The sequence below is a fragment of the Pseudomonas izuensis genome (assembly GCF_002356535.2).
GTDB classification, from domain to species: Bacteria; Pseudomonadota; Gammaproteobacteria; order Pseudomonadales; family Pseudomonadaceae; genus Aquipseudomonas; species Aquipseudomonas izuensis.
In genome coordinates this window covers 5,823,029-5,846,595 of record NZ_AP017423.2, presented here as the reverse complement: position 1 = coordinate 5,846,595, position 23,567 = coordinate 5,823,029, and the positions used below count along the sequence as shown (strand labels likewise).

The 23,567-nt window shown below is 59.6% G+C and carries 18 protein-coding genes; 2 read left to right on the top strand and 16 right to left on the bottom strand.

Features of this window, described 5'->3' with window-relative positions; all coding sequences use genetic code 11:
* Positions 1-1,701, bottom strand: coding sequence for a type IV-A pilus assembly ATPase PilB (gene pilB / locus LAB08_RS26090; RefSeq protein ID WP_096515138.1), 1,701 nt, complete (start codon positions 1,699-1,701; stop codon positions 1-3).
* A gap of 225 nt (positions 1,702-1,926) precedes the next feature.
* Between pilB and LAB08_RS26085 the strand changes: the two genes are divergently transcribed.
* Both LAB08_RS26085 and LAB08_RS26080 read left to right on the top strand, forming a co-directional pair.
* Entirely contained in the window at positions 1,927-2,328 is a 402-nt protein-coding gene (locus tag LAB08_RS26085; RefSeq protein WP_096515140.1) for a pilin, read from the top strand.
* Positions 2,329-2,642: 314 nt separating this feature from the next.
* Positions 2,643-2,996 (top strand): BON domain-containing protein, encoded by a 354-nt coding sequence (locus LAB08_RS26080; protein WP_096515143.1) that lies wholly within the window; start codon positions 2,643-2,645, stop codon positions 2,994-2,996.
* Between the two features lie 267 nt (positions 2,997-3,263).
* Here the strand turns inward: LAB08_RS26080 and LAB08_RS26075 are convergent, their stop codons facing one another.
* The 15 genes from LAB08_RS26075 to gluQRS all read right to left on the bottom strand — a co-directional run bounded on the left by LAB08_RS26075 (position 3,264) and on the right by gluQRS (position 23,516).
* Positions 3,264-3,560, bottom strand: coding sequence for a DUF2845 domain-containing protein (locus tag LAB08_RS26075; protein WP_096515144.1), 297 nt, complete (start codon positions 3,558-3,560; stop codon positions 3,264-3,266).
* Positions 3,560-6,511, bottom strand: coding sequence for a DUF748 domain-containing protein (locus tag LAB08_RS26070; RefSeq protein WP_096515146.1), 2,952 nt, complete (start codon positions 6,509-6,511; stop codon positions 3,560-3,562). The genes LAB08_RS26075 and LAB08_RS26070 overlap by 1 nt, the downstream gene beginning before the upstream one ends.
* 93 nt (positions 6,512-6,604) lie before the next feature.
* The gene (locus LAB08_RS26065; protein WP_096515147.1) at positions 6,605-7,621 is read right to left on the bottom strand and encodes a class I SAM-dependent rRNA methyltransferase; all 1,017 of its coding nucleotides are present in this window, start codon (positions 7,619-7,621) and stop codon (positions 6,605-6,607) included.
* 160 nt (positions 7,622-7,781) lie between these two features.
* The gene (locus LAB08_RS26060) at positions 7,782-8,654 is read right to left on the bottom strand and encodes an oxygenase MpaB family protein (protein ID WP_096515148.1); all 873 of its coding nucleotides are present in this window, start codon (positions 8,652-8,654) and stop codon (positions 7,782-7,784) included.
* A gap of 128 nt (positions 8,655-8,782) precedes the next feature.
* Positions 8,783-10,720, bottom strand: a complete 1,938-nt coding sequence (acs, locus tag LAB08_RS26055) for an acetate--CoA ligase (protein WP_096515150.1) — start codon at positions 10,718-10,720, stop codon at positions 8,783-8,785.
* Between the two features lie 108 nt (positions 10,721-10,828).
* Positions 10,829-12,493, bottom strand: a complete 1,665-nt coding sequence (gene pgi, locus LAB08_RS26050) for a glucose-6-phosphate isomerase (RefSeq protein ID WP_096515152.1) — start codon at positions 12,491-12,493, stop codon at positions 10,829-10,831.
* A 223-nt stretch (positions 12,494-12,716) separates the two neighbouring features.
* The gene (gene panD / locus LAB08_RS26045) at positions 12,717-13,097 is read right to left on the bottom strand and encodes an aspartate 1-decarboxylase (RefSeq protein ID WP_003228271.1); all 381 of its coding nucleotides are present in this window, start codon (positions 13,095-13,097) and stop codon (positions 12,717-12,719) included.
* 159 nt (positions 13,098-13,256) lie between these two features.
* Positions 13,257-14,117 carry a pantoate--beta-alanine ligase gene (gene panC, locus LAB08_RS26040; protein ID WP_096515154.1) on the bottom strand — a complete coding sequence of 287 codons (861 nt, stop codon included), beginning with the start codon at positions 14,115-14,117 and terminating at the stop codon, positions 13,257-13,259.
* Positions 14,114-14,914, bottom strand: coding sequence for a 3-methyl-2-oxobutanoate hydroxymethyltransferase (gene panB / locus LAB08_RS26035; protein ID WP_096515156.1), 801 nt, complete (start codon positions 14,912-14,914; stop codon positions 14,114-14,116). Before panB ends, panC begins: the two co-directional genes overlap by 4 nt.
* Before the next feature lie 364 nt (positions 14,915-15,278).
* Entirely contained in the window at positions 15,279-15,764 is a 486-nt protein-coding gene (gene folK, locus LAB08_RS26030; RefSeq protein ID WP_096515158.1) for a 2-amino-4-hydroxy-6-hydroxymethyldihydropteridine diphosphokinase, read from the bottom strand.
* 3 nt (positions 15,765-15,767) lie between these two features.
* Positions 15,768-17,168, bottom strand: coding sequence for a polynucleotide adenylyltransferase PcnB (locus LAB08_RS26025; RefSeq protein WP_172901648.1), 1,401 nt, complete (start codon positions 17,166-17,168; stop codon positions 15,768-15,770).
* Positions 17,169-17,965: 797 nt separating this feature from the next.
* Entirely contained in the window at positions 17,966-19,405 is a 1,440-nt protein-coding gene (locus LAB08_RS26020) for a sigma-54-dependent transcriptional regulator (protein WP_096515166.1), read from the bottom strand.
* A gap of 22 nt (positions 19,406-19,427) precedes the next feature.
* On the bottom strand, positions 19,428-22,382 hold the full coding sequence (locus LAB08_RS26015) for a sensor histidine kinase (protein WP_172901649.1): 2,955 nt from the start codon (positions 22,380-22,382) through the stop codon (positions 19,428-19,430).
* On the bottom strand, positions 22,366-22,542 hold the full coding sequence (locus tag LAB08_RS26010; RefSeq protein ID WP_003176118.1) for a hypothetical protein: 177 nt from the start codon (positions 22,540-22,542) through the stop codon (positions 22,366-22,368). Before LAB08_RS26010 ends, LAB08_RS26015 begins: the two co-directional genes overlap by 17 nt.
* A 77-nt stretch (positions 22,543-22,619) precedes the next feature.
* Positions 22,620-23,516 (bottom strand): tRNA glutamyl-Q(34) synthetase GluQRS, encoded by an 897-nt coding sequence (gene gluQRS, locus LAB08_RS26005; protein ID WP_096515168.1) that lies wholly within the window; start codon positions 23,514-23,516, stop codon positions 22,620-22,622.
* Positions 23,517-23,567 lie beyond the last annotated feature (51 nt).

The following is a 23,567-nucleotide window of genomic DNA, read 5'->3' as shown; positions in this document are numbered from 1 at the left end:
TCAGTCCTTGGTAACCCGGTTGATTTCTTCAAGGCTGGTAATGCCTTGCATGGCTTTGAGCAGGCCTGAAGTGCGCAGGTCGTTGAAGCCGTCCTTGCGCATCTGCTCATCGATTTGCAGCGCATTGCCTTCGGCCATGATCAGGCGTTGCAGGTCCGGCGTGTTCTTCACCACTTCATAAATCCCCACGCGTCCCTTGAAGCCGCCGTTGCAGTGTTCGCAGCCGACCGGCTCATAGATCGTGAATGTGCCGATGCGTTCCTCGGGGAAGCCTTCCTTGAGCAGCGTTTCGCGGGGAACGTCGAGGGGCACCCGGCAATGGCTGCACAGTTTGCGTGCCAGGCGCTGGGCGATGATCAGGCTGACCGACGTGGCGATGTTGAAGCCCTGGATGCCCATGTTGTGCAGGCGGGTCAGGGTTTGCGCGGCGCTGTTGGTGTGCAGGGTCGATAACACCAGATGCCCGGTCTGGGCGGCCTTGATGGCGATTTCGGCGGTTTCGAGGTCGCGGATCTCACCGACCATGATCACGTCCGGATCCTGGCGCAGAAAGGAGCGTAGCGCCTGGGCGAAATCCATGCCCTGTTTAGGATTGACGTTGACCTGGTTGATGCCTTCCATATTGATCTCCACCGGGTCTTCGGCGGTGGAGATGTTGATGTCCACGGTATTGAGAATGTTCAGCCCGGTATAAAGCGACACGGTTTTGCCGGAGCCCGTGGGGCCGGTCACCAGAATCATCCCCTGTGGTTGCCTGAGCGCGGTCATGTACAGGTCTTGTTGTTCGGGCTCGTAGCCAAGGGCATCGATGCCCATTTGTGCGCTGGAGGGGTCAAGAATCCGGATCACCACTTTCTCGCCCCACAGGGTCGGCAAGGTGTTGACCCGCAAATCGATGGATTTGTTTTTGGACAGGCGCATCTTCATCCGCCCGTCCTGGGGCTTGCGGCGCTCGGAGATGTCGAGGCTGGCCATGACCTTCAGCCGCGCCGCGATGCGGTTGGCCAACTGGATCGGCGGTTTGGCGACTTCCCGCAAAATGCCGTCGGTGCGCATCCGCACCCGATAAATTTTCTCGTAGGGCTCGAAATGCAGGTCGGAAGAGCCGCTCCTGATCGCGTCGAGCAGCATCTTGTGGACGAAGCGCACCACCGGCGCATCATCGGCTTCCTGGCCGATGATGGCATCCTGGCGCCTGTCATCGGCCGCTTCGATGTCCATCCCGTCGAGGTCAACGTCGACCATGTCTTCAAGGCCAGTGCCCTGGCTGTCGAAGAACCGCTCGATGGCGTCACTGAGCTTGTCGTCCTCCACCAGGATGGCTTCGGTGGTAAGCCCGGTGCTGAACTGAATGTCGTTGATGGCCTGGTGACTGGTCGGGTCGGAGATCCCCACGAACAGTTTGTTGCCACGACGCCAGAGGGGCAGGGCGTGGTGCTGGCGGACCAGTTTTTCGCTGACCAGTCCCTTGGGTTGGGTTTCCTTGTCCAGACTGTTGAGATCCATCAAGGCCATGCCGAAGTGTTCAGAAGCAATCTCGGCAACCTGACGGCTTTTCACCAGTTTGTTCTGCACCAGGTAGCTGACCAGTGAGACGTGGTTGCGTTGGGCTTGTTGAGAAGCGTGTTGCGCGCTTTTGTCAGTGAGCAGCTCGGCCAGGACCAATTGCTTGGCCAGACCGCTGAGGGCGATGTCATTCATGGAGATACCGGGCGCAGACAATTCATGACTTATAGCCTAGTCAAGCAACGCAGCCAAACCAGCGACGGTGAGGTGACAAAAAGTGTCAGATAGTGCGGATCCTGGGGCTAAGAAGGCGCGTTGCGGCTGTCGTACGTCCCGCCAATAGGGGGTGCCGAGCCTGGCATGAGCTGTGCTGCAACAGATCCAGATCATGAGAATTCGACTCATGCACGGAGGCTGTCTATGAACACTCAAAAAGGTTTTACCCTGATCGAATTACTGATCGTCGTGGCGATCATCGGGATTCTCGCGACGTTCGCGATACCGGCCTATTCCAAGTATCAGGCACGGGCGAAGGTGACGGCGGGTGTCGCAGAGCTTTCGGCGCTGAAGGTCAATTATGAGGATGCGGTCAACTCCGGTACGGCTGCCCCGGCTGTCACTGCATTTGCCCCAGGGGGTGATACACAGAACTGCACTCTTGCAGCTGCCACCGGCACAACCCCCGGGATGGTTTGCACATTGAAAGGTGCGCCAGCGGTCATTTCAGGTGCGACTGTGACGCTGTCTCGTGACGCGACTAAAGGCTGGACCTGTGCCACCAGTGTCGCAGCAGACTATGCGCCCAAAGGCTGCGGCGGCTAACGATCTGTCCCGTTGCACACACAGAAAATGCCCCGTCATTCAAAGGACGGGGCATATTTTATTCCGGTATCGATGCAAAAGAGAAAACCTCCCACAATTCATGGCGTTAGGCCTTCTTCAAAAACGGCAACTTGCATGTAGAGAATGTCGAAGTCATGCAATTTGCATGATTCCGCAAAATGCACGAATTTATAACTTATTGATTTTTATATGTTTATTCAATGTCTCAAACTTGGCACAGCGTTCGCAACGTCTCGAGTAACCCTGCTGACATGACACCCAGCAGACTTTCCGGAAAAACAGGAGTTACTCGTATGAAGAAGTTCGCTATCGCTGCCGCTACTGCTACCGCGCTGACCCTGACCATGGCCAATGCCGCGTTCGCACAGTCTCAGACCACCCAGGCTCCCATGACGCTGGCAGCCGGTGAAATGACCAAGGCCAAGGAAGCTACTTCCGATACCTGGATTACCACCAAAGTCAAAAGTGACCTGGTGACTGAAAAAGGCATTCCCGGCACCGACATCAAAGTTGAAACCAACAAAGGCGTCGTGTCCCTGTCGTCCACTGTTGCAGTGACTGAAGCCCAGAAGGCAACTGCCGTGGCGATCACCAAGAAAATCAAAGGCGTCAAAGCGGTCTCCGCTGACGGCCTGAAAGCCGAGTAAGGCAAGGCTTCTCGCCTGGACTGGGAGGAGGCGCGGCAGGCGGGCCAAGACATACGTCTGTCGCAACTGAGGAGTTCATGCGAACGGCCATAAGGATGTGGCCATTACAGGCCCCGGCATTCGTGTCAGGGCCTGTTCTATTGTGGGCAACACAAAACCCCTGTGGGAGCGAGCCTGCTCGCGAAAGCTGACTGTCAGCCAACTCAAATGTTGAATGTCGGTCCGTCTTCGCGAGCAGGCTCGCTCCCACAGTGATGTGTGGTGTTCTTAGTTACCGCGTTTGCTGGTGATCTGCACCAACCGATTTCCCTCGAACCGCAGATACTGGTACATCCCGCCATTCGGCCCATAGGTCCATTCCTCGACCTGAAACTCTTCCCGTCGATTGACGCTGCGCTTGTAACCCAGCAGATCGCGACTGACCGGTTCGCCGCACTTTTGCAGCACTTCGCTCGACCGGTCACCGACACTGATCAATTGACTGCCGCAGCGCAGGGTATCGGCCGCCGAGGCGTGGCTTGCGGCCAATGGCAACGCCAGTGCGAGCAACAGCCGCTTACCCATCATTCGGCGTCCAGATGCAGGGGCGTGACGACCTTGCCGTCTTTTTCCGCATCACCTAACTGAGCGTCGATGAAGTACACACGATCATCAGCCAGTTGGCCCTTGTCGACCAGATAGTCCTTGATGCTGCTGGCGCGGTCCTGACCCAACTGCCGCAACAGCACTTCGCTGGAGCTCCAGAACTGGATCACGCCCTCGCGCATTTTGGCAGTGCGCTCTTCCTTGCCCAGGTCCTTCCATTCGGCGGGTGGCTGGGTTTTCAGGCGTGTGCGGTAGATCCCTTCCAGCAGCGGGCCTTTTTCGCTGTCCGGGACATCCAGCAAGGAAGCCTGGGCCGGAACCTTGTCGCCACGACGCTGGAGCATTTTGTAGTAGTTGTATTGATATTCCCGTTCCAGGCGCTGCTCGGCAATCAGGGGACCGTCGCTGCTCTTGGCCGCGGTGCCTTCGATTTCCAGGCGCAGGGCCGGGCGTTCCTTGAGCGCGTTGGACAGCTTGACCAGTGCCGCTTCGGCGTCCTTGCTCAGCTCGCTCGAGCCTGGCGCGAACGACACGCTGCCCAGATCTTCCGAGCCACTGCCGCTGACCAGCCCACCAATGAGTTTGAACGGTGCAGCCGCCGCCTTGACGATCAGGTTACGCAGGGTCTGCCAGATAATCGGCATGACGCTGAACTGAGGGTTGTTCAAGTCACCGGACACCGGCAGTTCGATGGAAATTTTGCCGTCGACGTCCTTGAGCAAGGCAATCGCCAGTTTCAGCGGCAGGCTCACGGCGTCCGGGCTGTCGACTTTTTCACCCAGTTGCAGTTGTTCCACGACCACCTTGTTTTCGGCCTGGAGCTGACCCTTGGTGATCTTGTAATGCAGGTCGAGATTGAGCCGGCCCTTGCGGATGCGATAGCCGGCGAATTTGCCGGAGTAGGGCGTCAGGGTGGTCAGTTCAACCCGCTTGAAGCTGGTGGCGATGTCGAGGCTGGCCATCGGGTCGAACGGGTTGACCGCGCCTTTGATGGTCACGGGTGCATAGCGATCGACCTTGCCCTTGACGTCGACGCTGGCCGGTTTGGCCTGACGACTGTCGATGGTGCCGATCTGCCCGTTGAGTTCTTGAATGGCGGTGGCGAAGTTCGGGGTCAGGCTGAAGTCGGCGAAGTTGGCCGAGCCGTCGTTGATGACGAAGCCGCCGATGTGGATGGCCAGCGGTTTTTCTTTGCTCGCAGGCTTGGTGGCCGCAGGCTTGGCCGCGGAATCCGCCGGTTGTGGGATCAGCAAGTCATCGATGTTGGTGGTGCGGTCATCGTTGATCATGAAGCGTACATAGGGTTGCATCAGGTTGATCTTGTCGATCGACAGACTGTCACCATGCTGATAGTTCAGGCCTTCGACCACCACCTGTTGCCACTTGAGAAAGTCACGGGTTTTCAGGGTGTCGAGGGTGTGCAACTGATCAACCTGGGCGCGGCCGGTAACGCTGAGGGCCAGCGGCTCGGTGCTTTTCAGGTTGACCGCCAGATCGCTGCCCAGCATGCCGCTGCGCAGTTCCAGGCGAATGAACGGGTTGATGTAGGACTGGGCGACGCGCAGATCGATGTCGCGGGTTGTTACGTTGAGTCTGGCGGTGATCGGTGCCAGGTTGACTTCGCCTTCGGCCGTGAGCTTGCCCTGCTTGCCCACGCCGGTGTCGAGCTTGAGCTGGAAAGGTGAGCCATTGAGGCTGTCGAACTTCTGCAGGTCGAGATTCAGCGGACCCAGTTCCAGGGCCACGGCAGGTTGCGCCTTGCGGTCGGCAAGGTGCACCTGGTAATTGCGCAGTTGCACGTCGTTCAGCAGTACCTGCCAGGGTTTGGAGGCGGGTGCCGGTTCGGGTTTCGGCGAATCGGCCGCTGCTGGGGTGCTGGCGGGTTCGGCCTTGGCTTTTGCCGCCGGTTTGGAAGGCTGGCTGGCGAACAGTTTTTGCCAGTCGAGCTGGCCGTCGGCTTCCAGGGCTGCCCAGGTTTCGAGCTTATTGCTGCGGATCTTGCCGACGACGACTTGCTGTTTCGCCAGGTCGATCGTGGTTTCGCTGACGTCCAGCCGTTCGAGTTTCACCAGTGGCCGACCGTCAGGGGCCTTGATGGCGAAGGGGGCGATGGTGGCCGAGACATTGCTCAGCAACAGTTCGGTTTGTTTGGACAGGTTGAGCTTGTAGTCGGTGCTCAGGCTGACGACACCGTTTTCGAGCACCAGTGGCACCGCATCGCGTACATAGGGCCAAAAGGCTTTCATCTTGCCGTCGGTGAGTTTCAGCTTGCCTTCAGAGGCGAGCGGAATGAGGCTGAAATTACCGGTCCAGTCGATCTGCCCGCCGTTGGGGCCGATGGCCGACAGGGTCATGTTGGCGCTGTCTTCGGGAAGGGTGCTGAGGTTCTTCAGCTCGAAGTCGAGTTTGTCGTAAATGAATTCGATGGGTTCGCTGGGGCGTTCATCAAGAAAATGCACGCCACCGCCCGCCAGCTTGATGCTGTCTATGCGCAACGGGAATGGCTTGGCATTGGGATCGGTCGGTGTCGGCTCGCTCGCTGGCAGTTTGAACAGGCCGAGCAGGTTGAGCTTGCCGTCCTTGCCAAAGAGCACTTCAGTCTTGGGTTTATCCAGTTCGATATTCGACAGATGCAACGCCTTGGTCCAGAGACTGTCGAGTTGCAGGTTGGCGTACAGGCGTTCGAAGCCGACCTGTTCCTTGCCGGGTTCGCCGATGTTCAGGCCCCAAAGGGTCACTTCAAGGCTGAACGGGTTGAGTTCGATTCGCTGGAGGGTGGCGGGCATCGTGGCGTAGTTGGCCAGTTGCTGGTTGGCCACGCGCAAGGCGATGCCCGGCAAAATCAGAAAGCCCAGCAGGCTGTAGAGGGCCAGAGCAGTCAACAAGGCGCCGACGGCGCGAATCAATCCTTTGTACATGCGTGGCTTCATCTGTCTGAATCGGAGTGCCTTGGAGTATGGCACGCGATTCCGGTTCCGAAACAATTGCCCTGTTCAGGATTTTTCAGATTTGTCTGACATGAATCAGAGCTGCAGGATCAGGGTTTTGAGTGGCGGTTGCTGGTCCATCGACGGGAAATCACCACCGGGTTTCATCACTGTCCACTCGCGCACTGGCCGTCCGGCTTTCTCCGCGCAACGCAAAACCTGCTCGCGCCAGTCGTCCATGCTGACTTTCGCCAGATTGTTGCAGCAGATCAGCACACCGTTCTCGGCAGTGGTCAGCAGTGCCGGTTTCAGCAGGCTCTGGTAGTCGCGCAACAGGTCGACAGTACCGAACGCGCTCTTGGCCCAGGCCGGAGGATCGAGCAGCACCAGATCATACTGGCGCTGTTCCAGGCGCTGATAGCTCGGCAACTTTTGCCCGCGACGCTGGCTGATGGGCAGGCCGGCCAATTGGCGGATGGCCGGGAAGTAGTCGGACTGGATGAATTCCATGGTCGGCAATTGCGGGTTGAGCAGGCCGTTTTCACGACCGACCGCCAGGTTGCCTTCGGCGAAGTCCAGGTTGCACACCTCCCGGGCACCACCGGCCGCGGCGCTGAGGCCGACGCCACAGGTGTAGGCGAACAGGTTGAGCACGCTTTTGTTTTGGCTGTGCGCCTTGACCCAGCCGCGTGTGTTGCGCAGGTCGAGGAACAGCAGCGGGTCCTGCCCGGCGTGACGCCCGCGCACCCGGTAGTTGAGGCCCCATTCGTGGCCGACCAGGTCTTGCAGTGCCGCGTCGTCGGCGCGGTAGACATTGTCTTCACGGTCGATGCGCGAGTTGCCGCGGGAGCGGTCGTTGTAGACCAGCAGGCTTTCAAAGCCCAGGTGCTGGTTGACGATTTCGTGCAGTTGCAGCAGCGCATCGCGTTCCAGCGACTGGTGAAAGCTCTGCACCATCAGTTGTGGGCCGTAGCGGTCGATGGTCAGGCCACCGGCGCCTTCCTGGCTGCCATGGAAAAGGCGATAGCAATCGGTGCCTTGCTGATGCAGCTCGGCCAGCAGGTCCTGGCGATGTTCAAGGGCGGCGCGCAGCGCCTGATTCAAGGAAGACATGCTGGGCGCCTTGCAGGTTGGAATTTGGCGCGGGAGTTTAACAGCTTGAGCGATGAAGAACCTGTGGGAGCAAAGCTTGCTCGCGATAGCGGTGGGTCAGATGTTGCATGGTCGACCGTAACGACGCCATCGCGAGCAAGCTTTGCTCCTACAGTGGGAGTCAGGTCAACAACCCCATTCGTCTTTTTGCCCGTTGCACTGAACCATTGCGCACCGCCCAACGCAGCATCGGCGCACTGCGATTGACGCTGGCACGGATCAGCTTGCGTTGCAGCGGGCTCTGGCTGACGCCGAGCATGTCGCTGGCCCAATCCGGCAGCAGATCGATCCCGGCCTGCATCATCAGCCCGCCGAAAGGCTTGGCCAGACGGCTCGGGGAAGGGGCGTTCAGCAACAGGCGCAGCACTTCGCGACTGCGTTCGTCGCACAACAGTTGCGGCCTGATTCGCGCAAGATAATCGGAAATCTCCTGCCTCGAACGAGGCACATCCCGGGCACCCAGACGTTCGGCAACCAGCGCGATTTCCGCGTAATAGCGATCCTGATCGGCCACAGACAGATGCGGGTTGCGGTAACGCAGATGCGCGGCGAGAAAGTTGCTGACTTCGGCCACATGCACCCAGGTCAGCAAGTCGGGATCGCTGGCGGCGTAGGGCCGGCCATCGGGTGCCGTGCCGGTAATCTGAAGGTGAATGGTCCGGACTTTCTCGATCAGCCAGTCGGCGTCCTGGCGCGAGCCGAAGGTGGTGCCCGAAATGAACTGTCCTGTGCGACGCAACCGGCCGAGCATGTCCTCGCGAAAGTTCGAATGATCCCACACACCCGCCAGGGCCAGCGGATGCAAGGCTTGTAACATCAGGGCGCTGATACCGCCGATGAGCATGCTGCTGAAGTCACCATGCACTTGCCAGCTCACCGAATCGGGCCCGAACAGACCGGGATCGCCCTTGGGGTTTTCCAAGTCGAGCTTGCCCAGGGAAAGGCCGGTCAGGCTCATGATTTGGGTTTCGATACGGCTGCGGATGAATTCCATGGTGTCCCGGTGATTTCTAATGCTTCTGTAGGAGCATGGCTTGCCCGCGATGAACGATAACGCGGTGTGCTGATGGACCGCGTTATCGTTCATCGCGAGCAAGCTTTGCTCCTACAGACGGCAGTAGGTTATTGGTTCAGGCGCTTATCGATCAGGCCCTGTACAACACTTGGATCAGCCAGTGTCGAAGTATCCCCCAGGCTGTCCAGTTCATTGCAGGCGATCTTGCGCAATATACGCCGCATGATCTTGCCAGAACGGGTTTTCGGCAAGGCCGGCGCCCACTGGATCAGGTCCGGTTTGGCGAAGCTGCCGATTTCCTTGCTGACCAGCGCCAACAGCTCTTTCTTCAATTCGTCACCGGGTTCGACGCCATTCATGGGGGTGACGAAGGCGTAGATGCCCTGGCCTTTGACGTCGTGGGGGTAACCGACCACGGCGGCCTCGGCGATGCTGTCGTGCAGCACCAGGGCGCTTTCCACTTCAGCGGTGCCGATGCGGTGCCCGGACACGTTGATCACATCGTCGATACGCCCGGTGATCCAGTAGTCGCCATCTTCGTCGCGGCGGGCGCCGTCACCTGTGAAGTAATAGCCGGGGTAGGGCTTGAAGTAGGTGTCGACCATCCGCTGTGGATCGCCATAGACGGTGCGGATCTGTGCCGGCCAGCTTGATTTTATGGCGAGCACGCCACTGCCGGCGCCTTTGATTTCCTTGCCATGTTCGTCGAGCAACACCGGTTGCACGCCGAACATCGGTTGCGTGGCGCAGCCGGGCTTGATGCGTTGGGCGCTCACCAGGGGGCTGAGCATGATGCCGCCGGTTTCGGTCTGCCACCAGGTATCGACAATCGGGCAACGCTCTTCGCCAACCGCGTGGAAGTACCATTCCCAGGCTTCCGGGTTGATCGGCTCACCGACGGTGCCGAGAAGTCTGACGCTGGCGCGGGAGGTTTCCTTCAGCGGTTCAGGGCCTTCGCGCATCAACGCGCGCAGGGCGGTCGGGGCGGTGTAGAAAATGTTCACCTTATGCTTGTCGATCACCTGCCAGAAGCGCGAGGTGCTCGGGTAACTCGGCACACCTTCGAAGATCAATGTCGTCGCGCCATTGGCCAGCGGCCCGTAGACGATGTAGCTGTGACCGGTGACCCAGCCGACATCGGCGGTGCACCAGAAGATTTCGCCGTCGCGGTAGTCCAGCACGTATTTGAACGTCATCGCCGCTTGCAGCAGGTAGCCCCCGGTGGTGTGCAGCACGCCTTTGGGTTTACCGGTGCTGCCGGAGGTGTAGAGGATGAACAGCGGGTCTTCGGCACCCATCGGCTCGGGCGGGCAGTCATCGCCAACATCGCGTAACGCCTGGTGATACCAGATGTCCCGGCCTTCGACCCAGTTCACCTGATTCTGTGTGCGCTCGACCACGACCACAGTGCTGACATTGGGGCAGCTTTGCAGGGCCTTATCGACGTTCTGTTTGAGCGGGACAAATTTGCCACCGCGCACGCCTTCATCGGCGGTGATGACGGTGCGGCAGTCGGCATCGAGAATGCGGTCGCGCAGGGAGTCCGGGGAAAAGCCGCCGAACACCACCGAATGCACCGCACCGATGCGCGTGCAGGCGAGCATCGCGTAGGCCGCCTCCGGGATCATTGGCATGTAGATGCACACACGGTCGCCTTTCTTCACGCCACGGCTTTTGAGTACGTTGGCCAGGCGGCAAACGTTGTGATGCAATTTCTTGTAGGTGATCTGGGTGGATTCGGCGGGATCGTCGCCTTCCCAGATGATCGCGATTTGGTCACCGCGTTTTTCCAGATGACGATCGATGCAGTTGTAGCTGACGTTCAGCTTTGCCCCGGCAAACCAGCTGGCTTCTCCGGTTTTCAGGTCATAGCGCTGGACGGTATCCCACGGTGCGCTCCAGTCGAGGAAGCGGGTGGCTTGTTCTGCCCAGAACGTACTGGGGTGTTCGATGGATTCGCGGTACAGGCGGTGATAGTCGTCTTGACTCAGTTGTGCAGCCCGGCGGACGGCATCGGCTTTGGGGAACGTGCTGATATCGAACATGGCGGTTCCTTATTCTTGTTTTTCGACAAGAGGGGAGCTGCGCGACCCTCGTAGGAGCTGGCAAGCCAGCTCCTACAAGGTTAGTACCTCCGCAGGAGCGGCGTCAGATCACCCGCGGTGACGACCACGGAAGTAGTTGATCAGGCCTTGGGTCGAGGCATCCTCGGCCGGGGTTTCCTCGCTGCCGACCAGGCGGTTGTAGACGCCTTTGCCCAGCTCCTTGCCCAGTTCCACGCCCCACTGATCGAAGGCATTGATGCCCCAGATCACGCTTTGCACGAAGACTTTGTGTTCGTACATCGCCACCAGTGCGCCGAGACGACGCGGGCTGATGCGCTCGACCACCAGGGTGTTGCTCGGACGGTTGCCCGGAATCACTTTGTGCGCCGCGAGTTTTTTCACGTCGGCTTCACTCATGCCTTTGTCGCGCAGTTCGGCCTCGGCTTCGGCCAGGGTCTTGCCGAGCATCAGCGCCTGGCTCTGCGACAGGCAGTTGGCGTACAGCCACTGATGGTGATCGGACACCGGGTTGAAACTGACGATCGGCACGATGAAGTCGGCCGGAATCAGTTGGGTGCCCTGGTGCAGCAACTGGTGGTAGGCATGCTGACCGTTGCAACCCACCCCGCCCCAGATCACGGGACCTGTGTCGGTGGACACTGGCGTGCCGTCCTGGCGCACACTCTTACCGTTGGATTCCATGTCCAGCTGTTGCAAGTGCTTGGTGATGTTTCGCAAGTAGTGGTCGTACGGCAGGATCGCGTGGCTCTGGGCGCCCCAGAAGTTGCCATACCAGACACCGAGCAAGGCCAGCAGTACCGGCATGTTCTGTTCGAACGGCGCGCTCTGGAAGTGTTGGTCCATGGTGTAGGCGCCGGACAGCAGCTCCTTGAAGTTCGACATGCCGATGGCCAGGGCGATTGGCAGGCCGATGGCCGACCACAGCGAGTAACGCCCGCCGACCCAGTCCCACATCGGGAAGATGTTCTCTTCGCGGATGCCGAATGCCACGGCGGCGGCATTGTTGCTCGATACCGCAATGAAGTGACGATACAGCTCGGCCTCCGAACCACCCTGGGCCAGATACCAGGCACGGGCGGCCTGGGCGTTTTTCAGGGTCTCGAGGGTGTTGAAGGATTTCGACGAGACGATGAACAGCGTGGTCTCGGCGCGCAGCTTCATGGTCAGTTCGTGGAACTCGCTGCCGTCGATGTTAGCCAGATAGTGGCAACGCACACCTTTCTGGGCGTAGGACAGCAGTGCTTCGGACACCAGTTCCGGGCCGAGGAACGAACCACCGATGCCGATGTTCACCACGTCGGTGATCGGCTTTTCGGTGTAACCGCGCCACAGACCGTCGTGGATACGGCCAACGAGGTCGGTGATCTGGTTCAGCACCTTGTGCACTTCAGGCATCACATTGACGCCGTTGACCGACAGTTTGTCGCCGACCGGGCGACGCAGGGCCGTGTGCAGGGCCGGGCGGCCTTCGGAGGCGTTGACGATTTCGCCATCGAACAGCGACTTGATCGCACCCTTGAGGTCTACCTCATTGGCCAGGCCCACCAGCAGATTGCGGGTCTCGGCGTTGATCAGGTTTTTCGAATAATCGAGGAACAGGCCGCAGCTGCTGAGGGTGAAATGGGTAAAGCGCTGCGGATCGGCATTGAAGGCCTCGCGCATGCTGAAATCCTGCATGGCTTGGCGGTGGTCATTCAGCGCTTGCCAGGCGGGCAGAGCGGTCACGTCGTGAGGAGTGCGGTAATACGCCATCGCTGCGGGTTTCCTTTTTACTTGAACGGCCTTTTGAACACGATAATTCCCGGAGCGCTGTGGATGGGCGTCCGGTCAACTGCGTCGACACGATTTCATGGCGCAGGGCGAATACAGTAAACCCCGCGCGGTGATCTGTCTTGACTTTGTCTGACCTGATTCCGGTACTTTTTTAACATCGAAGTCAGGAGCAGCCGACAAACGGAAGCGCGACAGACTTCGATCAGGCGACCTGGACCGGAATGGCGTTGCTGGTGTGGCTCAGTTCATTGCCCGGTGCCATGTAGAGCATGCGCGGTTTGAAATTGAGCAGTTCGGCTTCGCTGTAGTGGGCGTAAGCGCAGATGATCACGCGGTCGCCAACCTTGGCCTTGTGCGCTGCCGCACCATTGACCGAGATCATGCGCGAGCCTTCTTCACCACGAATGGCGTAGGTGGTGAAGCGCTCGCCATTGTCGACGTTGTAGATCTGGATCTGTTCGTACTCACGAATGCCGGACAGGTCCAGCCATTCGCCGTCGATGGCGCAGGAACCTTCGTAATCGAGTACAGCGTGGGTGACTTCGGCGCGATGCAGCTTGGCTTTGAGCATGATGGCGTGCATGAGTGTTTTCCCAGGTCGGAATCGAACGGTGGGCGGTTTGCCCTATTGTTTTCTGTAGGAGCAAAGCTTGCTCGCGATGAGGCCCTAACAGTCAACATGTGTATTGGCTGTCGGTCCGCTATCGCGAGCAAGCTTTGCTCCTACAGGGGGTTGTGGTGTTTATGCGGGCGTATCGAGGTTCAGGTGCAGGTTGTCGATCAACCGCGTGGTGCCGAGGAACGCCGCCACCAGAATCACCAGGTCACGATCCTCCGCCGTCGCCGGACGCAAGGTCAGGGCATGGCGAATTTCCAGGTAATCCGGACGCATTCCGGCAGCTTCAAGTTGTTTGATCTGCGCATTGATCAATGCCGGGAAATCCCGCTCGCCCTGTTTGATCGCATCGGCAATCTGGCTCAGGGTGCGATAGACAACCGGTGCAACGGCACGCTGCTCTTCGCTGAGAAAGCCATTGCGCGACGACAGTGCCAGGCCATCGGCCGCACGAACGGTCGGTTCGCCAATGATTTGGATCGGCATGTTCAAGTCATGGACCAGGGCACGAATCACCGCCAGTTGCTGGAAGTCTTTCTGGCCGAAAATCGCCAGGTCCGGCTGGACCATGTTGAACAATTTGCTGACCACGGTCGCCACACCTTCGAAATGCCCCGGTCGGCTGGCGCCGCACAGGCCTTCGGACAATTGCGGGACGCTGACGCGGGTTTGGCCGGTCATGCCGTCGGGGTACATTTCCTCGACCGTTGGTGCGAACAGCAGGTCGCAACCGGCCTCCAGCAGCTTCTGCTGGTCGGCGGCGAGGGTGCGTGGGTATTTATCGAGATCTTCGCCAGCACCGAATTGCAGCGGGTTGACGAAGATACTCGCGACCACGAAATCCACCCGTTGAGTGGCCTTGGTAATCAGCGCGATGTGACCGCTGTGCAGGTTGCCCATGGTCGGCACGAAGCCGATGCGCTTGCCTTCGCTACGGGCGCGGGCTACAGCGGCCCGCAGTTCGCGTACGGTTTTTACGGTGTTCATGCAGAGAATCCATGTTCGATGCCAGGGAAGGTCGCCGCTTTGACTTCAGTGACGTAGGCGCTCAAGGCCGCATGAATGCTTTCCTGGCCAGCCATGAAGTTCTTCACGAATTTGGGCACGCGACCGGTGATGGACAGTCCCAGCATGTCGTGCAGGACCAACACCTGGCCATCGGTGCGATGGCCGGCGCCGATGCCGATCACCGGGATTTTCACCGCTTGGGTGATTTCTTCGGCCAGTTCACTCGGCACGCATTCGAGCAACAGCATCGCGGCGCCGGCCTGTTCCAGTGAAATCGCATCGGCGCGCATCTGCCGTGCCTGGTTTTCATTACGGCCCTGGACCTTGTAGCCGCCAAGGATGTTCACCGATTGCGGCGTCAGGCCCATGTGTGCGCACACAGGGATGCCGCGCTCGGCGAGCAGACGGATTGAGTCCGCCAGCCACAATGCACCTTCGATCTTGACCATGTGCGCGCCGGCCTGCATCAACAGGGCGCTGTTGGTCATGGCTTGTTCGGTAGTGGCATAGGCCATGAAGGGCAGGTCGGCGAGGATCAACGCATCAGTGTTACCGCGTTTGACGGCGGACACGTGGTAAGCCATTTCGGCGGTGGTGACCGGCAGGGTGCTGTCGTGACCTTGCAAAACCATGCCGAGGGAGTCGCCCACCAGCAGCACTTCGACGCCAGCCTGATTGCAGGCGTGGGCGAAGGTCGCGTCATAGCAGGTCAGCATGGTGATTTTTTCACCTTTCTGCTTGAGGCTCTGGAGCGTGGTCAGGGTGATGGCTGGCATGTCAAAAAATCCTCGTTCAGGCGCTGTGCAAACTACTGCGAGTAACGCGCGTGATTCGTCATCCACTCAGGCGCACGGTCTTCTGTCGTGCTTATAAGGCCTGGATTGCGCCCTTGTGTGCCGGGTAGGCGGCATCGGGACGCCTATAGTCGTGAGGAGAACTCGGGAAGTCAATTGCATGTGTTACCGCATTGTTACGCAGGCTGTGTTACCGGGGTAACTGATGCGTTTCAGCAAATTCTGTAGGACATAGCGCAAAACAAATGTGGGAGCGAGCCTGCTCGCGAATACGGTGTATCAGTCAAAATTGATGTCGACTGACACACCGTATTCGCGAGCAGGCTCGCTCCTACAAGGTTTTGTGTCAATTTGTAGTCAGGCGTTCCAGACCGACGAACGGGCAGGCAGCGAGTAACTCTGTGAGGCTACGTCCATCGGCCAGACGCAGGTCGGCAGGCGCCAACTCCGCCAATGGATACAGCACGAAGGCGCGTTCCTGCATATGGTAGTGCGGGACTTTGAGGCGAGGCTCGTCGATCAGGCGGTCACCGAACAGCAGGATGTCCAGATCCAGCGTGCGTGGTCCCCAGCGCTCAAGTCGCTCGCGGCCTTGCCCGTTCTCGATGGCTTGCAGCGCATCGAGCAAATCGAGCGGTGCCAGGCTGCTGTCGAGGGCGGCGACCGCATTGGTGTAGCGCGGTTGGCCGGGTAGCAGCGAGTCGCTTTGATAGAAGGCGGAAACCCCGACCAGTTCCGATCCCGGCAGCTGCGACAGCGCGGCGACGGCGCTGCGCAACTGTTCGGCGGGGGCGGCAAGATTGCTGCCCATGCCGATATAGATGCGTTCCATGGATTACTCGCCCGAGGTGCTCGAAACGCCCGCGGCGCGCTTGCGCTTGGAGCCGCCGCTGCGGCGACGTTTGCGCGGTGCACCGGTGCCTTCGTCTTTGCCGCTGAGGTCACGGATCATGTCGCGACGCTCACTGTCGTTGGCGTCCTGATAGTCCGTCCACCATTCACCCAGGCCATCGGTCTGCTCGCCCGCGCTTTCGCGCAGCAACAGGAAGTCGTAACCGGCGCGGAAGCGCGGGTTGTCCAGCAGCAGGTCGGCACGTTTGCCGCTGCGCCGTGGCAGGCGCTCCTGCATGTCCCAGATCTCGCGGATCGGCATGGTGAAGCGTTTTGGGATCGCGATGCGCTGGCACTGTTCGGCAATCAGCTCGTGAGCCGCTTCCTGCATCGCCGGAATCGGTGGCATGCCACGTTCTTGCAGGCGCAATACGCGAGCCGGCAGGGCAGGCCATAGCAGGGCGGCAAACAGGAACGCCGGGGTCACCGGTTTGTTCTGCTTGATCCGCAGGTCGGTGTTGATCAGTGCTTCGCTGATCAGCGTATGGGTATAGGTCGGGTTGTATTCCAGCGCCTCGGCACTGGCCGGGAACAGCGGATCGAACAATTGCAGGTCGACCAGCATTTCGAAGGTGTCCGCGGCATGGCCGGAGAGGAACAGCTTGAGCACTTCTTCGAACAGGCGGGCCGCCGGGATCTCGCGCAGCATCGGTGCCAGATCGCGGATCGGCAGGGCGCTGTGTTTTTCGATGCCGAAATTCAGCTTCGCCGCGAAACGCACGGCCCGCAGCATCCGTACCGGGTCTTCCTGATAGCGTTGTTTCGGATCACCGATCAGGCGGATCAGGTGGTTGCGGATGTCGTGTACACCGTTGGCGTAGTCGAGGATGCGCTCGCTGACCGGATCGTAATACAGGGCGTTGATGGTGAAATCGCGACGTTGCGCGTCTTCCTCCAGGGTGCCGTAGACGTTATCGCGCAGGATGCGCCCGCTCTCGTTGCGGGAAGACTGGTTGCTGTCTTCTTCCTCATCGTTTTGCGGGTGATTGGCGCGGAAGGTCGCGACTTCGATGATTTCGCGGCCGAAGTGGATATGCACCAGTTTGAATCGGCGCCCGATGATCCGCGCGTTACGGAATTCGGCCCGTACCTGTTCGGGGGTGGCGCTGGTGGCAACGTCGAAATCTTTCGGTGTGATACCCAGCAGCATGTCGCGCACGCAACCACCCACCAGGTAAGCCTGATAACCGGCGCTCTGCAGGCGTTCAACGATATTCACCGCGTAGCGGCTGAATTGTGCCTTTTGCAGCGAATGTTGGCCGCTGTTGAGCACTTCAGGCGTGCTGCGAATATGTTGCGTAGGACGCTTGGGAGAACGGAATGACTGGAACAGCTTCTTCAGCATGGGATGCACTGTTTGAAGGAATATTCGGCCATAACAGAAGAATGACCGCATGATGGGCGGGGATTCTAGCATTTAGTCGGGGGATGGTGTAGGACACAGCAAATATGAGCTGTGGGAGCGAGCCTGCTCGCGATGGTCTTGAACGATAACGCGTAAAACCAGATGCCCAGCGGCGCCAATAAGTTTTTCGCGAGCTCGCTCCTGCAGTTGCCGGGTTTTGACATCGTAGAAACTACAAGGGGAGCCGAAGCTCCCCAAGAAGTAGTTGCATGCTCTATTTTTATTTTTGGTTTCGGGCTTCTTGTTTTTGTTGAGTGCCCTTGCCATGAAGCTTTCCTTCATGGCCCTCCCAATCGGGAGCCAAGAGCAAACGGATTGCTTTGGTCGCTGTGTTGCAGTGATCTTGCGATCCAACCAGTACAGGCTCTGTCTAAAGACAGTTTTTTGTTGTTCTCGGCCTGGTCGTGGGGCAAGCCCCAAATACAACGCCTCTCCAAAAGAATCAGTTAGCTGCGCCTCTCGCCGTCTTGTTTTTATTGTGCGTGAGTCGATTCGTCTTATTTTTATTGTCTTGTGCATTGCTTGTTATTGTTCTTGTACCAAACATATAGCAGGGTGCGTGCCAACTTTTGCAAAGCCTAATAAAACAAGGGGTTAGGCGTGCTGATAGGGTTTGTGCAGGCGAAAAAAAGCCGGGGTTTCGTTACCGTAAGCCCCGGCTTCTGTTACGTGAAAAATCTGAGGTAACAGTTTTTTTCACAATGTCACGTGTTACCCGCACATCAGACAGGTGCGGTTCAGCTCTCGCTGGCCACCCCGGTCTTGCGCCGTGGAATGCCCAGGCGTTGACGGCGTTCCCACAGGCATTTGCGGCTGACCCCGAGTTTGCGGGCCAGCTCGGTTTCGGTCATGTGGTCCTGATGCTCGAGCACGAAGTGCTGGAAGTAGTCTTCCAGGGACAGGTCTTCGGTCGGTTCGTGGTTGTTGTTGCCGGCATTGTTGTTGCCCTGCTGTGGGGGCAGGCCAATGAATTCGTCGTCTTCCAGATCGCCCAGCTCGATGTCGATACCCAGTAGCTCGGCAGAAATCTCCGGGCTCTCGCACAGGATCACGGCGCGTTCGACGGCATTTTCCAGCTCGCGAACGTTACCCGGCCATGAGTAATGGCGAATGGCTTGTTCCGCGTCCGGGGCGAATTTCAGGTCGGTGCGGTTGATTCGCGCGCTCTGCCGAGCGAGGAACGCATTGGCAATTTCGTTGACGTCGCTGCCACGCTCACGAAGGGCCGGCAGTTTCAGGGCGATCACATGGAGGCGGTAATACAAGTCTTCCCGGAACTGGCCGATTTTCGCCAGGCTCTTGAGGTCGCGGTGAGTCGCAGCGATCAGGCGCACATCGACTTTTTGCGACTGGACCGAGCCCACCCGACGAATTTCACCTTCCTGCAGCACCCGCAGCAGTCGGGCCTGGGCTTCCAGGGGCAGCTCGCCGATTTCGTCGAGGAACAAGGTCCCGCCGTCCGCTGCTTCCACCAGGCCGGCACGTCCGGCGCTGGCGCCGGTGAATGCGCCTTTTTCGTGGCCGAACAGTTCGGACTCGATCAGGCTTTCCGGAATGGCTGCGCAGTTCACCGAAATCATTGGTGCCTTGGCACGCCTGGAAAGGTTGTGCAGGGCGCGGGCCACCAGTTCTTTACCGGTACCGGATTCCCCCTGGATCAGGACATTGGAGTCGGTCGGTGCGACTTTGCGAATCTTGACGTACAGATCCTGCATCGGCGGGCACGAGCCGATGATGCCAATCTCGCCGTTGCTGTTGTCGATACCCGGTTTTGCCGCGCCATTGGCAACTTTGCCGGCAACCGGCTCACCGCTGGCTTGCGCCGATTGGCGGTCACGCAGGATTCGCGCGACAGCCTGGAGCATTTCGTCGTGGTCGAAAGGCTTGGCGATGTAATCCACCGCGCCCATCTTCATCGAGTCGACCGCAGAACGCAGGCTGGCGTAGCTGGTCATGATCAGCACCGGAGTGCCCTGGCCCAGTTTGATCAATTCGGTGCCCGGTGCACCCGGAAGGCGCAGGTCACTGACGATCAGGTCGAACGTGGGAATGGTGAAGCGTTCTTGTGCTTCCTGCACTGAACCGGCTTCGCTGACCTGGTACTGGTTGCGTTCCAGCAGGCGGCGCAAGGCGGAGCGGATAATGGTTTCGTCTTCGACGATCAAAATGTGCGGCATTGATTCGATACTCTCGACGGTCTCAGTTCACAGCGGACGTCGCTTCGACATGACGCGGTAATGTCACCCGGATACGGGTGCCGCGTTGGCTCTGAACATCAGCCGGGCTGTCGATGGTGATTTGTCCATAATGCTCTTCAACGATGGAATAGACCAGTGCAAGGCCCAGGCCGGTGCCTTCACCCGGGTCCTTGGTGGTGAAAAAGGGTTCGAACAATCGGTCCATGATGCTCGATGGGATCCCGCTGCCTTCGTCTTCCACGATCAAATCGACCGTGTGTTCGCCGGCTTCGCTCTTGACGCGTACTGCGCTGCCCGGAGGCGAGGCATCACGGGCGTTCGAGAGCAGGTTGATCAACACCTGGGCGAGCCGCTGCGGGTCGCCTTCGACCCAGTGTTCGGGGTCGCACAGGTTGTAGAACTGCACTTCGAAATTGCGTCGGTTCAGGGCCAGAAGGCCGATGGCATCCTGGGCGACTTCCGCCAGACAGACGGGCTCGTCGCTGTGCTGATGGCTGCCCGCATGGGCGAAGCTCATGAGCGACTGGACAATGCGCGACACGCGTTTGGTCTGTTCGAGGATCTGCCCGCTGATTTCCTTGAGTTCGCCGTCTTCTTCGCGCTCTTCGCGCAGGTTTTGCGCAAGGCACGCAATACCGGTGATCGGATTGCCGATTTCATGGGCCACGCCGGCGGCGAGGCGACCAATGCTGGCCAGGCGCTCGGAGTGCACCAGTTTATCTTCGAGCATCTGGGTTTCGGTCAGGTCTTCCACCAGCAGGACCAGGCCACTATTGCCCGGTGCGAGCGGCTCGTCGATTGCGGCCTTGTGCAGGTTCAGCCAGCGCGTCTGGCCATCGAGGGCCAGGTGCTGCTTGTGCAAATGCTCGTCCGGGACATTGATGAAACCTTGCAGCAGCTCCTTCCACGGGTCGGCAATGGTGCTCAGGCGCGAACCGACCACCCGTTGCGCGGCGATTCCGGTCAGTTCCTCCATGGCTTTGTTCCACATGAGGATTTCCTGATCCTTGGCCAGCGAACACACCCCCATCGGCAATTCCTGCAGGGTCTGGCGGTGGTAGCGGCGCAAAGCATCGAGTTCGGCGGCCAGCCCGGTCAAGCGCGAATGGTAATCCTCGAGTCGGCTTTCGATGAAGTGGATGTCCTCGGTGACATAGTTTTCGCCGCCGGCCTTGTACGGCAGGAACGTTTCTACCATGTCCTGGGCCACGCTTGGGCCCATCAAGCCGGAGAGGTTGGCTTCGATGCGGTCACGCAAGCGCCGCAAGGCATAGGGGCGGCGCTCGTCGAATGGCAGATAGAGGTCGCGCAGGGCCTGCTCGACTTCTTTCTGTGCTGCCTTGGCGCCCAATGGTTTTGCAAGCTGCGTGGCGAATTCCTGGGGCGAGGCGGCGTGCAGTTCGCGGCGTTGCGGGCGACGCACATTGTCCACGGCGCAGGCCTCCGCTGCGCTGGCCTCTTCGGAGCTGGCATTGGTGAAAAGCGAGATCAGGGTGAACATCAGCACGTTGGCGGCCAGCGAGGCGATTGCCGCCATGTGCCAGCTGGTGTCGTCCAGAACGTAGATCATGTTCAGCAGCGGGATGTAGAAGCCCTGCAGGTTGCCGACCAGCGGCAACAGCATGGTCACCAGCCACACCAGGATCCCGGCCAGCAGGCCGGCGATGAAGCCGCGACGGTTGGCGGTCGGCCAATACAGAACCGAGAGCACGCCCGGCAGGAACTGCAAGGTGGCAACAAACGCGACGATGCCGAGGTTGGCCAGGTCTTGTTCTGCCCCCAGCAACAGGTAGAAACCGTACCCGGCCATGATGATCGCGACGATCAGTGCCCGGCGCGTCCACTTCAGCCAGCGGTAGATATTGCCTTCTGCCGGCGGCTGATACAGCGGCAACACCAGGTGGTTCAGGGCCATCCCCGACAGCGCAAGCGTCGTGACGATGATCAGTCCACTGGCAGCGGACAATCCGCCCACATACGCCAGCAACGCCAACGCTTTGCTGTTGGCGGCGATGCCGATGCCGAGCGTGAAGTATTCAGGGTTGGTGGTGGCGCCAAGTTTCAGCCCGGCCCAGAGAATCAGCGGCACCGCCAGGCTCATCAGCAACAGGAACAGTGGCAAGCCCCAACTCGCGCTGACCAGCGAGCGCGGATTGAGGTTTTCGGTGAAGGTCATGTGGTACATGTGCGGCATCACGATCGCCGAGGCGAAAAACACCAGCAGCAGCGTACGCCACGGGCCTTCCTGCAAGGGCGTGTGCAAGGCGGCGAGGGCAGTCTGGTTTTGCAGCAACCAAAGCTCAAGCTGTTGCGGGCCGTCGAACACGCCGTACAGCGCATACAGCCCGACACCGCCCAGCGCGATCAACTTGATCACCGATTCGAAGGCAATTGCGAACACCAGGCCTTCATGCTTCTCGCGGGTGGCGATGTGCCGGGAGCCGAAGAAAATCGTGAAGAGGGTAATCAGGGCGCAGAAGCTCAGGGCTACGCGATGTTGTACCGGTTCGCGGGTGAGGATGCCGATTGAATCGGCCACCGCCTGAATCTGCAGCGCCAGCAGCGGCAGTACCCCGACCAGCATGAAGATCGTGGTCAGCGCGCCGGCCCAGGTGCTGCGGAAGCGAAACGCGAACAGGTCCGCCAGGGACGACAGCTGATACGTACGGGTGATCTTGAGGATCGGGTACAGCAACACCGGCGCCAGCAGGAATGCCCCGGACACCCCGAGATAACTCGACAGGAAGCCGTAACCGTACTGATAGGCCAGGCCCACGGTGCCATAAAACGCCCAGGCACTGGCATAGACCCCCAGCGACAGGGTGTAAGTGAGCGGGTGGCGAATGATCGCCCGGGGGATCATGCCCCGTTCACTGATCCAGGCCACGCCGAACAGCACCGCCAGGTAGGCGGCACTGATCAGGATCATCTGGGTCAGGCTAAAGCTCATCGGCATCTTTTTGGCTCTGCAGGATGAAGGTCACGACGATCAGGATCAGCCAGAGCAGATAAGGGCGATACCAGGCGCCAGTGGCGTCGATCCACCAATCCATGATGGCCGGGGAAAACAGGTAAATCCCCACTACCAGGAGCAGGACCAAGCGATAGATGTACATCCCGGCCTCTCTTTTTTATGCGCGTGCCCGAAAACGTGCGGCGATGGTAACGGATGGGCGCGCCACTGCAAGCACGATCACTGTAGCTGCGCCTCGGGCAGGCTCAGTGTGCGCGGGATCAGGTTCGCGTCCCAGTGGTCGGCACCCCATTTCAGCACTTCCTTCGGCGAGGCGTAAGCCAGCTCGGCACCTGGAGTTTGTCCCAGCGCGCGCAAGGCTCGCAGCAACAAAGGCGTTGCCTGATCTTCGGTCAATGGCGGTGAGCGATAGGACTTGCCGAGTTTATGGCCATCGGGCTGAGTGATCAGCGGGATGTGCAGATAACGCGGTTGCCGCAGGCCGAGCAGCTCTTGCAGGTAGAGCTGGCGTGGCGTTGAGTCGAGCAGGTCGGCGCCGCGTACGATATCGGTGATGCCCTGCCAGGCGTCATCCAGCACCACTGCCAGTTGGTAAGCGTAAAGCCCGTCACGGCGGCGAATCACGAAATCACCGACATCCCGGCCCAGGTGTTGATGGAACTCACCCTGGACGCGGTCAATGAAGTGGTAGTCCAGCTCAGGCACGCGGATCCGGATTGCGGCATCTTCGGTGCCATGCCCGGCGTTGCGGCACAGTCCCGGATAGATCCCGCGGTACGGTTCCAGTTGCTTGCGCGAACAGGTGCAAGCGTAGGCCAGCCCATGATTGAACAGGCGATTGAGCACTTCGGCGTAGGCATCGTGCCGGTCGCTCTGGCGGACCATCTCGCCATCCCACTCGAAACCATAGCTCTCCAGTGCCTTGAGGATCGCCACTTGCGCGCCGGGTTCTTCACGGGGCGGATCGAGATCTTCCATGCGCATCAACCAGCGACCACCCACAGAGCGCGCGTCGAGGTATGAAGCCAGCGCGGCGACCAGTGAGCCGAAATGCAGGTGGCCGCTGGGCGTGGGGGCGAAGCGTCCGATGTAGGCAGGTGTGGAGAGGGTGGTCATAGCAAGACTTAAATGGTGGCTAAGCAATCTGTAGGAGCCGGCTTGCTGGCG